Genomic DNA, 14,489 nt, shown 5'->3' with positions numbered 1-14,489 from the left:
CGAAAGGCTCAACGTGACCACCGAAGCGTACGTGTACGACGCGATCCGCACCCCGCGCGGCCGCGGCAAGGCGAACGGCGCCCTGCACGGCACCAAGCCCATCGACCTGGTCGTCGGGCTCATCCACGAGATCCAGCGCCGCCTCCCGGGCCTCGACCCGGCCGCGATCGACGACATCGTGCTCGGCGTCGTGGGCCCCGTGGGCGACCAGGGTTCCGACATCGCCCGTATCTCCGCGATCGCCGCCGGACTGCCCGACACCGTCGCCGGCGTCCAGGAGAACCGCTTCTGCGCCTCGGGTCTGGAAGCCGTCAACCTGGCCGCGATGAAGGTCCGCTCCGGCTGGGAGGACCTGGTGCTCGCGGGCGGCGTCGAGTCGATGTCGCGGGTGCCGATGGCCTCGGACGGCGGCGCCTGGTTCGCCGACCCGATGACCAACATCGCCACCAACTTCGTGCCCCAGGGCATCGGCGCCGACCTCATCGCCACCATCGAGGGCTTCTCACGCCGGGACGTCGACGAGTACGCGGCCCTGTCCCAGGAGCGCGCCGCCGCCGCATGGAAGGACGGCCGCTTCGAGAAGTCCGTCGTCCCCGTGACGGACCGCAGCGGGCTCGTCGTCCTCGACCACGACGAGCACATGCGCCCCGGTACCACCGCCGACTCGCTCGGCAAACTGAAGGCGTCGTTCGCGGACATCGGCGAGCTCGGCGGCTTCGACGCCGTGGCCCTGCAGAAGTACCACTGGGTCGAGCGGATCGACCACGTCCACCACGCGGGCAACTCCTCCGGCATCGTCGACGGCGCCTCCCTCGTCGCCATCGGCTCGAAGGAGGTCGGCGAGCGTCACGGCCTCACCCCGCGCGCCCGGATCGTCGCCGCGGCCGTCTCCGGCTCCGAGCCCACCATCATGCTCACCGGCCCCGCGCCCGCCACCCGCAAGGCGCTCGCCAAGGCCGGGCTGACCATCGACGACATCGACCTCGTCGAGATCAACGAGGCCTTCGCCGCGGTCGTCCTGCGCTTCGTGAAGGACATGGGCCTCTCCCTGGACAAGGTGAACGTCAACGGCGGGGCGATCGCGCTCGGCCACCCGCTCGGCGCCACCGGCGCGATGATCCTCGGCAGCCTCGTCGACGAACTGGAGCGCCAGGACAAGCGCTACGGCCTCGCCACCCTGTGCGTGGGCGGCGGCATGGGCATCGCCACCATCGTCGAGCGCGTCTGACCTTTCCCACGGATCAACGGACCCACGCATCTAACGGAGCACCCCTGATGAGCACTGAGCCCACCACCATCCGCTGGGAACAGGACGAGACCGGTGTCGTCACCCTCGTCCTCGACGACCCCAACCAGTCCGCCAACACGATGAACGAGGCGTTCCGCGCCTCCCTCGCCGCGGTCACCGACCGGCTCGAAGCCGAGAAGGACTCGATCCGGGGCGTCATCCTCACCTCCGCCAAGAAGACCTTCTTCGCGGGCGGCGACCTGCGCGACCTGATCCGGGTCACGCCCGAGACGGCCCAGGACCTCTTCGACGGCGGCCTCGCCATCAAGCGCAACCTGCGCCGCATCGAGACCCTCGGCAAGCCGGTCGTCGCCGCGATCAACGGCGCGGCCCTCGGCGGCGGGTTCGAGCTCGCCCTCGCCTGCCACCACCGGGTCGCCCTCGACACCTCCGGCACCAAGATCGGCTGCCCCGAGGTCACGCTCGGCCTGCTCCCCGGAGGCGGCGGAGTCGTCCGCACCGTACGCCTGCTGGGCATCGCCGACGCCCTGCTGAAGGTCCTCCTCCAGGGCACGCAGTACAACGCGACGCGCGCCCGGGACAACGGCCTCGTCCACGAGGTGGCCGCCACCCCGGAGGAACTGCTGGCCAAGGCCCGCGCGTTCATCGACGCCAACCCCGAGTCGCGGCAGCCCTGGGACAAGCCCGGCTACCGCATCCCCGGCGGCACCCCGTCGAACCCGAAGTTCGCGGCCAACCTGCCCGCCTTCCCGGCCAACCTGCGCAAGCAGACCAACGGCGCGCCCTACCCGGCCCCGCGCAACATCATGGCGGCGGCCGTCGAGGGCTCCCAGGTGGACTTCGAGACGGCCCAGGCCATCGAGGCCCGCTACTTCGTCGAGCTGGCCGCGGGCCAGACCTCGAAGAACATGATCCAGGCGTTCTTCTTCGACCTCCAGGCCGTCAACTCCGGCGCCAACCGACCGCAGGGCATCGAGCCGCGTCCGGTCCGCAAGGTCGCCGTCCTGGGCGCCGGGATGATGGGCGCGGGCATCGCCTACTCGTGTGCGCGGGCGGGCATCGACGTCGTCCTCAAGGACGTGTCCGCGGACGCGGCGGCCAAGGGCCGGGCCTACTCCGAGAAGCTCTGCGCCAAGGCCGTGTCCCGGGGCCGCACCACCCAGGAGCAGGCCGACGCGCTCCTCGCCCGGATCACCCCCACCGCCGACCCGAACGACCTGGCCGGCTGCGACGCCGTGATCGAGGCCGTCTTCGAGGACACCTCGCTCAAGCACAAGGTGTTCCAGGAGATCCAGAACATCGTCGAGCCCGACGCGCTGCTCTGCTCCAACACCTCGACCCTGCCGATCACCGTGCTCGCCGAGGGCGTGGAGCGGCAGGACGACTTCATCGGACTGCACTTCTTCTCGCCCGTCGACAAGATGCCGCTCGTCGAGATCATCAAGGGCGAGCGGACCGGCGACGAGACACTGGCGCGCGCCTTCGACCTCGTCCGCCAGATCAAGAAGACCCCGATCGTCGTCAACGACTCGCGCGGCTTCTTCACCTCCCGTGTCATCGGCCACTTCATCAACGAGGGCGTCGCGATGGTCGGCGAGGGCATCGAGCCCGCCTCCGTCGAACAGGCCGCCGCCCAGGCGGGCTACCCCGCCAAGGTCCTGTCCTTGATGGACGAGCTGACGCTCACTCTGCCGCGCAAGATCCGCAAGGAGTCGAAGCAGGCCGTCGAGGAGGCGGGCGGCACCTGGCAGACGCACCCGGCGGAGGCGGTCATCGACCGCATGGTCGACGAGTTCGGCCGCCCCGGCCGCAGCGGCGGCGGCGGCTTCTACGAGTACGGCGAGGACGGCAAGCGCGGCAGGCTCTGGCCGGGACTGCGCGAGCACTACACCAAGCCCGGGTACGAGATCCCGTTCCGGGACATGCAGGAGCGCATGCTCTTCTCCGAGGCGCTGGACACCGTCCGCCTGGTGGAGGAGGGCGTGCTGACCTCCGTCGCGGACGCCAACATCGGGTCCGTCCTCGGCATCGGTTTCCCGGGCTGGACGGGCGGCGTCCTGCAGTACATCAACGGCTACGAGGGCGGCCTGCCCGGATTCGTGGCCCGCGCGCGGGAACTCGCCGAGCGCTACGGGGAGCGGTTCACCCCGCCCGCGCTGCTCGTCGACAAGGCGGCGAAGGGCGAGCGTTTCAGCGACAGGAAGGGCGCGGCGTCGTCCGCCGGAAGGTGACCCGCCGCTGAGCGGTACGCCGCTCCAGCTCCGCGGGGCGGGGACCGGACGCCGACCGGCGAACCGGCCCCGCCCCCGGCGATGCCCCCCGTGCGTGCAGGGGCGGTCCGGCGCGCCCGCCAGGCGTGAAACCCGCCGTCCCGGCGCAGGCGCCGACCCGCCGTGCCGGCCGCCGGGCCGTGGTTGCGGCAGAGGGGCCGACTCGCTGTTCGGGCCGCCGGGCCGTGGTTCCGGCCCGAGTTGCCGACCCGCAGCCTCGGTCGACGTGTCGCCCACCCGACTGAGGGGCTGACCGCCCCCCCGGTCGGCGGGTCGCCCTCCCGGCCGAGTTGCCGACCCGCAGCCTCGCTCGACGTGTCGCCCACCCGACTGAGGGGCTGACCCGCCCCCCGGTCGACGTGTCACCCTCCCGCCCGGGCGGCCGACCCGCCGCCCCGCCCGTCAGGTCATGCTTCCGTCCGGGGACCGACCCGCCGCCCCGGCCGGCTCAGGACTCCTCCAGCCACTCCCGCAGCTCCCGCTTGAGGGAACGCTGGAACGTGGTCAGCAGCGCCTGCACCACCAGCGGCTGCATGTGCGCCGACAGCGATCTGACCGCCGCCGCGGACTCGTGCCGGCCCACGGCCTCCCGCAGCAGCGTGGACAGTTCGTGCGCCACGGCACGCGAGTGCTCCAGCAGGACACCCTGCGCCGCCAGGATCGTCCCGTGCGCCAGCGGTACGTCGAGGAGCTGGACGCCGAGCCCCAGCAGCCCGGGATCGACCCGGAAGGACTCCCCGGCCCGCTCGACGACGTTCATCGCGACGAGCCGCTCCAGATGCTCCTCCTCCAGTGGCCGGCCCGCCCGCCGCTCCAGCTCCTCGCGCGTCACCTCCTCCGCCGCGTCCGGTGCCCAGGAGGCCACCACCGCACGGTGGAGGGCGAGATCGCGGGCGCTCAGGTCGGACGGCAGCTGCCGCAGATGGCGTTCGATGGCGGCCAGGGTCATGCCCTGGCGCTGCAACTCCTCGATGAGCGCGAGCCGGGCCAGGTGTTCCTGGCTGTAGTGCCCCACCCGGCGGGGGCCGATCACGGGCGGCGGCAGCAGACCCCTGGTGCTGTAGAAGCGGACCGTACGGACCGTGACGCCCGCGCGCGCGGCCAGCTCGTCGACCGTGAGCGCCGGCCCCTCGGTGTCCGTCGTCATGGCAGGTCCTCGCCCCTTCGGAGGTGCAGCGATCAGGTGCAACAGTATTGCTGTCTCACCGGTGTTGTGAAAGCGTCCTGAGCGGTTCCCGCCCGACACGCTCCGTGGAACCACCGGCACGCTCCGTACGTTCATCCGTCGTCCCGGCAGGACGGCCGGGATGTGCGATGCCGAGCCGATGGCGCCAGGAGGCGGTCATGACCACGATCCTGCGACTCCCCGGGGACCCCGCCCAACTCACCCTCCCCGCCCTGCTGTTGCGCAACGCCGAGGACCACGGGGATCTCCCGGCCCTGTCCTGGCGCACCGACGCCGCTGCCGGCTGGACCACGCTGACCTGGAGCGAGGTGCGCCGGGAGACGGCCGTCCTGGCCGCCGGGTACGCGGCACTGGGCGTCGAGCGCGGCGAGCACGTCCTGATGATGATGACCAACCGGCCCGAGCACTGGCTCAGCGACCTCGCCCTGACGCACCTGGGCGCCGTCCCGGTCACCGTCCACGGCACCGCGGCGCCCGAGCAGGTCGCCCACATCGCGCGGCACAGCCGCTCACGCCTCGCGATCGTAGAGGGCGCCCGCGAACTCGGCCTTTGGGAGCCATCGCTGGCGGACCCCGGTATCCGCCTGGAGCGCCTCGTGGTGACCGAGGCGGCGCAGGCGGGACCGCATCGGACGTACGAATCCCTCAAGAGACACGGATTCCCCGGGTCGTTGGCGAATCTGGGCGTCCTGGAGAAGAACGGCGGGGTGCTGGAGAAGAGGAGTCTGCCGAGGGCGGGCACCCAGGAGCGGACGGATCTCTTCGAGAAGGCCTGGCGCGAGACCCGTGCCACGGACACCCTGACCGTCGTCTACACCTCGGGCACCACCGGGGAGCCCCGAGGCGTACGTGTCACCCACCGCAACGTCCTCCTGAACGCCCACGCGCTGAACCGGCTGGTCGAGCTCCCGGACCACGTCGAGCATCTCTGCTACCTCCCCTTCGCGCACATCGCCGAGCGCATGCTCGGCATCTACCTGCCGGTGTTCCGCGCCTCGCACGTGTACCTGTGCCCCGATCCGGCGCGGGTGGGGGCCGACGCCCGGGAGCTGCGTCCGGCACAGTTCTTCGGCGTGCCGCGGGTGTGGGAGAAGCTCGCCGCCGCCGTACGGACCGCGCTGGCGGCGCTCCCGGCACAGCGGCGCGCGGCCGTGGACGCGGCCAGGGAGACGGCCCACGCGCACGTGGCGTGCCGCGAACGGGGCGAGAAGCCGTCCGCCGGGCTGGAGGCGGCGTACCGGACGGCGAAGGAGCGGGTGCTCGACCCGATCCTCGCCCTCGCCGGATTCGACCGCCTGGTGTGGACGGCGAGCGCCTCCGCACCGATGCCCCCGGACGTGGCGGACTTCTGGGCGGGCTTCGGACTGGTGATCATGGATGCCTGGGGGCTGACCGAGACCATGGGTGTCGCCACGACCAACAGCCCGGCGGCCTTCCGCCGCGACTCGGTCGGCAGACCCCTGGACGGCCTGGAGCTGCGCACCGCCGGGGACGGCGAGATCCTGGTGCGCGGCGCGACCGTCTTCGACGGCTATCTGCGCGCCGACGGCACGGTCGAGGACGCCCGCGACGCTGAGGGCTGGTTCGCCACCGGCGACATCGGGCGGATCGACGAGGACGGCTTCCTCCGCCTGACCGGCCGCAAGAAGGAGATGATCGTGACCTCGACGGGCAAGAACGTCTCGCCCGCGCACGTGGAGAACACGCTCAAGGAACACCCCGCCGTCGACCAGGCCTACGTCCACGGCGACGGCCGGCCGTACCTGGTGGCCCTGCTCGTCCCGGACCCCGCCGCGGCGGGGGATGCCGCGGACCTGGCGGAGGCCCTCGCGCACGCCGTGGCGCAGGCGAACACACGGCTGAGCCGCACCGAGCAGATTCGGCGCTACCGCGTGCTCGACGGGGAATGGGGTCCCGTGACGGGCGAACTCACACCCTCGCTGAAGCTGCGCCGCACGGTGGTGCAGGAGCGCTACGGGGACGTAATAGAGGAGCTGTACACCTCCTGACCTGCGGTGATGTCGCTGTTGATCAACATGTGAGATGTCACGCGATGTGAGCTGTGCCATCGCGTACCCGGGGACTCGTGGGGAAGGTGGCTCCTTGGTCCGTGCCGCGACAGGGGAGGTACGGGCCGCGACATGTCCGGACCCGCGTGCACAGTGCGCCGGGCGCACCAGAGAGTGGATCCACCCGTGAGCAAGGACGCCGTAGACACGGCCAAGGCCACCGCATCCCGCACCGACGCGTCCCGCCGGCCCGCGGACGCGGGCGACGCCGGATACAGCAAGGACCTCAAGGCCCGCCACGTCAACATGATCGCCATCGGAGGCGCGATCGGCACCGGACTCTTCCTCGGTGCCGGCGGCCGCCTCCACGACGCGGGCCCCGCACTGGCGATCGCGTACCTCGTCTGCGGAACCTTCGCCTTCTTCGTGGTGCGCGCCCTCGGCGAGCTGGTGCTCTACCGGCCCTCCTCCGGGTCCTTCGTCTCGTACGCACGCGAGTTCCTCGGCGAGAAGGGCGCCTACGTCGCCGGGTGGATGTACTTCCTCAACTGGTCGACGACCGGCATCGCCGACATCACCGCGATCGCGCTCTACACGCACTACTGGAGCTTCTTCACCGACATCCCGCAGTGGGTGCTGGCCCTGATCGCCCTCGCGGTGGTCCTGGCCGTCAACCTGATCTCGGTGAAGATCTTCGGCGAGATGGAGTTCTGGTTCGCGATCGTCAAGGTCGCCACCCTGGTCTCCTTCATGCTGGTCGGCATCTTCCTGCTGGCCACCCAGCACCACGTGGACGGCCAGAAGCCCGGCCTGAGCGTCATCACGGACCACGGCGGCCTCCTCCCGCACGGTCTGATGCCGGTCGTCCTCGTGATGCAGGGCGTGATCTTCGCCTACGCGGCCCTGGAACTGGTGGGTGTGGCGGCGGGCGAGACCGCCGAGCCCGAGAAGGTCGTCCCGCGCGCGGTGAACTCGATCATGTGGCGCGTCGGTCTCTTCTACGTCGGCTCGGTCGTCCTGCTCGCGCTGCTGCTCCCCGGCTCGGTCTACTCGGCCGACGAGAGCCCCTTCGTCACGGTCCTGTCGAAGATCGGTGTCTCCGGAGCCGGCGACGTCATGAACCTGGTCGTGCTCACCGCGGCGATGTCCTCGCTGAACTCCGGCCTCTACTCCACCGGCCGCATCCTGCGTTCCATGGCCACGGCGGGCTCCGCACCCAGGTTCACCGCGCGGATGAACCGCAGTCAGGTGCCCTACGGCGGCATCCTGCTCACCTGCGCGGTGTGCGTGCTCGGTGTCGGCCTGAACTACCTGATGCCGGACCAGGCCTTCGAGATCGTCCTGAACGTGGCCTCCCTGGGCATCATCAGCACCTGGGTGATCATCATGATCTGCCACCTGGTCTTCGTCCGCCGTGCCAGGGCGGGCCTGCTCACCCGTCCGTCCTTCCGCCTGTCCGGCAGCCCCGTCACGGAGACCGTGACGATCCTCTTCCTGCTGGCCGTGCTCGCCCTGATGTGGAACGACCCGGAGGTCGGCCGCAAGACCCTGCTGCTCATCCCGGTGATCGCGATCCTGCTGACCGGCGGCTGGTTCGCGGTCCGTCGCCGCGTCACGAGGACCGCGGAGGAGGAGCTGAAGAGCCTGACCAGGTAGCGGCCGACCGCCGTTGGGCGGCCGTCCCTGGAGCGTTGTCAGAGTCGGCCCCTACGGTGGCGTCATGTCGGAGATCACATATGTCCGGGGTGACGCCACCGTTCCGTCGGCGCGGGGTGTCAAGCTGATCGCCCATGTCTGCAACGACATCGGGGGCCGGGGAAAGGGTTTCGTGCAGGCGCTCTCCCGCCGCCGGCCGGAGCCGGAGAAGGCCTACCGCGCCTGGCACCGCGACCGCGCGCACAACGACTTCGGTCTGGGCGCGGCCCGGTTCGTCCAGGTCGAGCCATATCTGTGGGTCGCGAACCTGATAGGCCAGCGGGGCATCCGGACGGGCGGCAAGGGGGTCCCCGTCCGGTACGAGGCGATCGACAGGGCGCTCGGGCGGCTCGCGGACCGGGCGGTCGAGCTCGACGCGTCCGTCCACATGCCCCGCATCGGGTGCGGCCTGGCGGGCGGCACCTGGTCGCGTGTGGAGCCCCTCGTGACCGGGCGGCTGGTGGCACGGGGGATCGCTGTGACGGTGTACGACCACGACGGGTGACGGCCGGACGGGACGGCCGTGGAGCCCGGCCGGTGTCGATTTCGGCCAACTGTGCCGCACGCGGGCTTGGTTCGTACGCGCGAGCGGGTACATCACGGTCATGGATCGCGTCCCGTACCCGATCGGCCCGCTCGACCCGAAGGTTCGGGATCTGCTTCTCGCGTTGCCGCTGTTCGCCCTCGTCTGTCTGCTCGTCGCCCGTGTCCGGCCCCGGGTGGACCGGCTGCTCGCGGCGCGCGACGACGCGAGCAGCGGCACCGGGGAGCGGTCCGAGGCCGTACGCGCCCGCGCCGAGCGTGAACGCGCCCTGACCGAGGCGCTGCTCGCCGAGGCCCGTCACGACGCCGTCCGGATTCCGTCGCGCGCCCAGGAGCCGGCTGCCGTCGTGACCGCCCCGGCCCGGGAGGACGGTCAGCGCGACCACGACACCGCCCCGGTCGGGGACCGCGCCCGTATCGACGCCGAGCGCGCGGCCGCCGAGATCGAACTGCGTATATCGGTCTCCGAGTTGGCCTCGAACCTGGTGAGCCGCATGGTGGGGGAGGGGCCCGGCGCCCCCGTGGAACAGGTCGGCTGAATCCCTTCGTCGCCGCGCCGGCCCGGTCGTCCGGCCCGCCGCGTTCCTGCCCGCGGTCGCTCGTGCCCGTCGGGTTGCACGACCTGGAACGGCCGGCCGCTCCTTCCCGGGAAGGAGCGGCCGGCCCGCCGCCCCCCGCCCCGGGAGGGACGGGCGACAGCACAGGAAGCGCGCCGGGCCCCGGCGGCCCGCCGGGGCCGCGCGCTCAGCCGGAGTGGACGGAGTCGGTCGCGGCGATCTTCTTCCACGACCTGGGCCGCGCGGGAATGCCCTGCGCGGTCCGCGCCCCCGAGAGCGAGGCGTCCCGCGCCGCGGGCCCGGCCGGCTTCGAGGGCTGGAACAGCCAGGTGTCGAAGAGAGCGGCGAGCGACCGGCCGGACACCGTCTCCGCGTACTCGCGGAAGTCCTGGACCGAGGCGTTCCCGTACGGGTGCTGCTTCGGCCACCCCTTCAGCACGGTGAAGAACGCGTCGTCCCCGATCTCGTCGCGCAGCGCCTGGATCGCCAGCGCCCCACGGTCGTAGACGGCGGCGTCGAACTGGTGGTCAGGACCGGGGTCACCGGGCTTCACCGTCCAGAACGCGTCGTCCGCCGGGTGCGACGCGTACGTGTAGTCCGCGAGTTCCTGCGTCGTCCCCTCACCCTCGTGCTCGGACCAGAGCCACTGCGCGTACCGCGCGAAGCCCTCGTTGATCCAGATGTCCTTCCACCCGGCCGGCGACACGTCATCGCCGTACCACTGGTGCGCCAACTCATGCACGACCACGGAGGTGTTGGAGCCATTGGCGAACTGCCGGGGGCTGTAGTAGACGCGTGTCTGGGTCTCCAGCGCGTACCCGGTGGTGGTGTTCGGGACGTAACCCCCCACCGAACTGAACGGGTACGGGCCGAAGTAGCCGGTCAGCCAGTCGACGATCTCCCCGGTCCGCTCCACGCTCGCCCGTGCGGCCCCGTCGTTGTCGCCGAGGTCCCTGCTGTACGCGTTGACGACCGGGACGCCGTCGGACGTCTTCCCGGTGGTGATGTCGAACCTGCCGATCGCGAGCGTCGTCAGATAGGTCGCCTGCGGCTTGTTCGAGCGCCAGTTGTAGCGGGTCCAGCCGCGCTGCGAACTCGTCGACTGGAGCGTGCCGTTGGAGATGGCCTGGGTGCCGTCCGGCACCGAGACCGAGACGTCGTAGGTCGCCTTGTCGCTGGGGTGGTCGTTGCTCGGGTACCACCACCAGGCCGACTCGGGCTCGTCGGCCGCGACGGCGCCGTCCGGAGTACGGTGCCAGGTCGAGAAGCCGTACGCGCTCTTCGTGGAGGGAACGCCGCTGTAGCGGACCACCACCGTGACGGGCGTGCCCTTGGGCAGCGGGGCCGCCGGCGTGATCTCCAGCTCGTGCTGGCCCGAGGTGGTGAACGAGGCCTTCGCGCCGTTGACCCGTACCTCGCTCACATCGAGGAGGAAGTCCAGGTCGAAGCGTGAGAGGTCCTGTGTGGTGGTGGCCAGGAGGGTCGCCGTGCCCTCCAGTTGGTCGTTCGTCGGCCGGTAGGTGAGCCGGAGGTCGTAGTGCGAGACGTCGTACCCGCCGTTGCCGTAGGCCGGGTAGTAGGGGTCGCCGATGCCCGGCGCCCCGGGGGTGTAGTCGGCCGCCGATGCCGGGATCGCCAGCAGCAGGGAGGCGGCGAGCGCGCCCGGGGCGATGAGTCTGCGGTGCACGTCAAGCTCCAAGTCGTGGGGGCACATGGTCTGTTCGGAGCCTATTGAGTCCCTGTGACCCCGGCCGTGTCCATGGCCACCCCTGTCACACGATCGCCATTCGGCCGACACCGTTCGCGGGGACGCCGCACCCGCCCCGTCCGTACCGGGCCTTCCTCCGCGGACCGTCCAAGTGCCCCCTTTTGCACAGGAGTTGACCGGGGTACCGTCCGCGCATGCCGATAGCAGCGCGCCGCAGGCGCTTCACGACCTGGAGATCGCTGGCGACGGTGGCCACGGCCGCCCTGATGGCCGCCTTCCTCACCCCCGCCGCCGCGCACGCCACCGCCGTGCGGGAGAGCACCCCGGTCTACTCCTACGACAACGCCGTCCGCGAATCCGTCTGGGTGGACACCGGCCTCGACGGCGACGGCGACGGCAGGAACGACCGCGTCGCCGTCGACATCGTGCGGCCCCGGGAACCCGCCCAGCAGGGCCGCAAGGTCCCCGTGATCATGGACGCCAGCCCGTACTACTCCTGCTGCGGACGTGGCAACGAGAGCCAGCTCAAGACGTACGACGCGCACGGCGACGTCGTCCAGATGCCGCTCTTCTACGACAACTACTTCGTTCCCCGCGGCTACGCCTTCGTCGGCGTCGACCTGGCCGGAACCAATCGCTCCGACGGCTGTGTGGACGTCGGGGGCCGCTCCGACATCCAGTCCGCGAAGGCGGTCGTCGACTGGCTGAACGGCCGGGCCCGGGCCTACACCACCCGGACCGGCGCGGACCGGGCCAGAGCGACCTGGACCAACGGCCGCACCGGCATGATCGGCAAGAGCTGGGACGGCACCATCGCCAACGGGGTCGCCGCCACCGGCGTCAAGGGCCTCGAGACCATCGTGCCGATCAGCGCCATCTCCTCCTGGTACGACTACTACTTCGCCCAGGGCGCCCCGCTCTACGACTCGGGGCCGGACTGGCTCTCCGACTACGTCGACAGCCCCGACGCGCGGGCCAGGTGCGCCGCCGTGCAGCAGAAGATCGTCGCGGGAGCCCCGCGCACGGGCGACCGGACACCGTTCTGGACCGAGCGCGACTACGTGAAGGACGCCGGCAAGGTCAGGGCCAGCGTCTTCCTCGTGCACGGCATGCAGGACCTCAACGTCCGCACCAAGAACTTCGGTCAGTGGTGGAGCGCCCTCGCCAAGAACGGTGTCGAGCGCAAGATCTGGCTCTCCCAGACCGGTCACGTCGACCCCTTCGACTTCCGCCGTGCCGCCTTCGTCGACACCCTGCACCGCTGGTTCGACCACGAACTGCTCGGCTACGACAACGGCATCGACCGCGCGCCCATGGCCGACATCGAGCGCCACCCCGACCAGTGGGTCACCACCTCCGTCTGGCCGCCCCGCTCCACCCGGACGGCCATCCTGCGCCCCGGCAGCGGCACCCGGCCGGGCGTCGGAACCCTCGGACTGCGCAAGGGCGCCGGAACGGAGACGTTCACCGACGACCCGCGACTGAGCGAGACCGACTGGGCCGCCCACATCGACTCGTCCACCAGCGAGAAGGCCGGGTTCGTCACCAAGCCGCTCACCCGGGACCTGCGGCTGTCCGGCTCCTCCGAGGTGACGGTCACCGCCACGCCGACCACCTCCACCGCCCACCTCAGCGCGGTCCTCGTCGACCTCGGCCCCGACACCATCCGCGACTACGCCGCCGGCGGCGAGGGCATCACCACCCTCACCGACCGCACCTGCTGGGGATCCAGCACCACCGGCGACAGCTCCTGCTACAAGGTCACCCGGGCCGCGACGACCGACGTCGACGCCACCGTCCTCAGCCGGGGCTGGGCCGACCTCGGCACGTACGCCTCGGCGGGCAGGGGAGTACCGCTCACCCCCGGCAAGGCCTACACGATCACGCTCGACCTGGCCGCCACCGACCACGTCGTGCCGGCGGGCCACCGGCTCGCGCTCGTCGTCGCGGGCACCGACCGGGATCTCATCGACCCGCCGTCGAGCACCCCGACCCTGACGCTCGACCTCTCCCGTACGTCGGCCCGGGTCCCGGTGGTCGGCGGCGCCGAGGCCTTCGGCAGGGCGACCGCGGGGACCGGCACGGCCACGAGTCCGCCCGTCCACGACGGCGTACGCGATCCGCGCACGGTCCAGCGGATCCCGGGCGACCGCCACTGACGGCGTCCCGCACGCGCGCCGGAGCCGTGTCGGTCACCCACCGGCACGGCCCCGGCCGCACCCGGCACCGGGCATTGCCCGCAACGACGGCCGGCGGTCGCGCGCCCGCGCGAGGGCGGTTCAGCACGCCGGGGCCGGGTCCTCGCCCCCGGCGAGGGCGGCCGCCTCCCGCGCGCATCCCCAGGCCACCGTGACCCCCGCGCCGCCATGGCCGTAGTGATGCACCACGACCCGCCCGTCGGCGCGCACCTCGCGCTCCAGCCGCACCGGGGTGCGCACCGGCCGCAGCCCCACCAGATGACCGAGGACACGCGCCCCCGCGATCTCGGGGCGCAGGGCGGTGCACCGCTCGACGATCCGCGCGGCCGCCGCCGGATCGGGCGTGAGCGACCAGTCGTCCTCCTCGGTGGTCCCGCCGAGCACCAGCCGGTCCGGCTGCGGGAAGACGTATGTGCTGGTCCCGGCGATCGCGTCGCTCGCGACGATCCAGGAGTCGAGGCCGGGGTTCTCCGTGATCACGAGCTGTCCGCGCACGGGCCGTACGGCCGGATCCGGGACCAGTGCGCGCGCCCCCAGCCCCGCGCAGTTGACGACGACCGGCGCCGTCACCCGGGCGAGGTCGGTAACCGTGCGGCTCTCGACGGTCCCGCCCGCGGCCGTGAACCTCTCGCGCAGCCACCGCAGATGCACCGGCATGTCGATCAGCGGGAGCCGCGCGCGCAGCCCGACCCCCGCGTACTCCTCGGCCGTGGCCGCCCGCAGCCCCGGTACCCTGGCCGCCCACGGGCCCTGCTCGTCCAGCCGCGACCCGGCCAGTACGCCGTCGACCATGCGTACACCCGTCGTTCCGGGCCGCTCCGCCAACTCCTCGTACACGGAGAGTGATCGGAGAGCCCATTCGCCGGCGAGGGCCTCGGGTTCGATGCGGTACGGCCACCACAGCGCGCCGGCGACCGCCGAGGTGGCCCGCTCGGCGGGCTCCCGCGTCCACACCCGCACCCGCCGGCCGCGTTCGGCGAGGACGACGGCCGTCGTCAGTCCGATGACACCGCTGCCGACCACGATCACGTCGTCGCTCCGTGTGTTCTCCACGCGGGGACGCTAGCGGACGGG

10 protein-coding genes are annotated in these 14,489 nt (G+C 71.8%); 7 read left to right on the top strand and 3 right to left on the bottom strand.

The genetic code is table 11. The features are described from left to right. Positions 1-13 precede the first annotated feature (13 nt). Together GFH48_RS08145 and GFH48_RS08140 are read left to right on the top strand one after the other, a co-directional pair. On the top strand, positions 14-1,228 hold the full coding sequence (locus GFH48_RS08145; RefSeq protein WP_153287620.1) for an acetyl-CoA C-acetyltransferase: 1,215 nt from the start codon (positions 14-16) through the stop codon (positions 1,226-1,228). 47 nt (positions 1,229-1,275) lie between these two features. Beyond that, complete coding sequence (locus GFH48_RS08140; RefSeq protein ID WP_153287619.1) at positions 1,276-3,480, top strand: 3-hydroxyacyl-CoA dehydrogenase NAD-binding domain-containing protein; 2,205 nt, start codon at positions 1,276-1,278, stop codon at positions 3,478-3,480. A gap of 487 nt (positions 3,481-3,967) precedes the next feature. On the opposite strand, the gene GFH48_RS08135 is transcribed toward GFH48_RS08140, so the two are convergent. Further along, positions 3,968-4,666, bottom strand: coding sequence for a MerR family transcriptional regulator (locus GFH48_RS08135; protein ID WP_153287618.1), 699 nt, complete (start codon positions 4,664-4,666; stop codon positions 3,968-3,970). Positions 4,667-4,863: 197 nt separating this feature from the next. Here GFH48_RS08135 and GFH48_RS08130 point away from each other — a divergent pair, with 197 nt between their 5' ends. The 4 genes from GFH48_RS08130 (at position 4,864) to GFH48_RS08115 (ending at position 9,491) form a co-directional block, all read left to right on the top strand. Further along, the gene (locus GFH48_RS08130; protein WP_153287617.1) at positions 4,864-6,714 is read left to right on the top strand and encodes an AMP-dependent synthetase/ligase; all 1,851 of its coding nucleotides are present in this window, start codon (positions 4,864-4,866) and stop codon (positions 6,712-6,714) included. Between the two features lie 186 nt (positions 6,715-6,900). Next, positions 6,901-8,370 carry an amino acid permease gene (locus GFH48_RS08125; RefSeq protein ID WP_153287616.1) on the top strand — a complete coding sequence of 490 codons (1,470 nt, stop codon included), beginning with the start codon at positions 6,901-6,903 and terminating at the stop codon, positions 8,368-8,370. A 64-nt stretch (positions 8,371-8,434) separates the two neighbouring features. Further along, positions 8,435-8,914: a macro domain-containing protein gene (locus GFH48_RS08120; RefSeq protein ID WP_153287615.1), complete on the top strand. Its 480-nt coding sequence runs from the start codon at positions 8,435-8,437 to the stop codon at positions 8,912-8,914. 100 nt (positions 8,915-9,014) lie between these two features. Further along, complete coding sequence (locus GFH48_RS08115; RefSeq protein WP_153287614.1) at positions 9,015-9,491, top strand: F0F1 ATP synthase subunit B family protein; 477 nt, start codon at positions 9,015-9,017, stop codon at positions 9,489-9,491. 205 nt (positions 9,492-9,696) lie between these two features. Here GFH48_RS08115 and GFH48_RS08110 read toward each other — a convergent pair whose 3' ends face one another. Further along, entirely contained in the window at positions 9,697-11,196 is a 1,500-nt protein-coding gene (locus tag GFH48_RS08110; protein ID WP_153287613.1) for a M1 family metallopeptidase, read from the bottom strand. Positions 11,197-11,411: 215 nt separating this feature from the next. Here GFH48_RS08110 and GFH48_RS08105 point away from each other — a divergent pair, with 215 nt between their 5' ends. Beyond that, on the top strand, positions 11,412-13,376 hold the full coding sequence (locus tag GFH48_RS08105) for a Xaa-Pro dipeptidyl-peptidase (protein WP_153287612.1): 1,965 nt from the start codon (positions 11,412-11,414) through the stop codon (positions 13,374-13,376). A gap of 120 nt (positions 13,377-13,496) precedes the next feature. On the opposite strand, the gene GFH48_RS08100 is transcribed toward GFH48_RS08105, so the two are convergent. Further along, on the bottom strand, positions 13,497-14,468 hold the full coding sequence (locus GFH48_RS08100; protein ID WP_228120447.1) for an FAD-dependent oxidoreductase: 972 nt from the start codon (positions 14,466-14,468) through the stop codon (positions 13,497-13,499). Positions 14,469-14,489 lie beyond the last annotated feature (21 nt).

The sequence above is a fragment of the Streptomyces fagopyri genome, from assembly GCF_009498275.1.
GTDB lineage: Bacteria > Actinomycetota > Actinomycetes > Streptomycetales > Streptomycetaceae > Streptomyces > Streptomyces fagopyri.
Note: the sequence above shows the minus strand (reverse complement) of the source record. Positions and strands in the feature narration are given on the sequence as shown.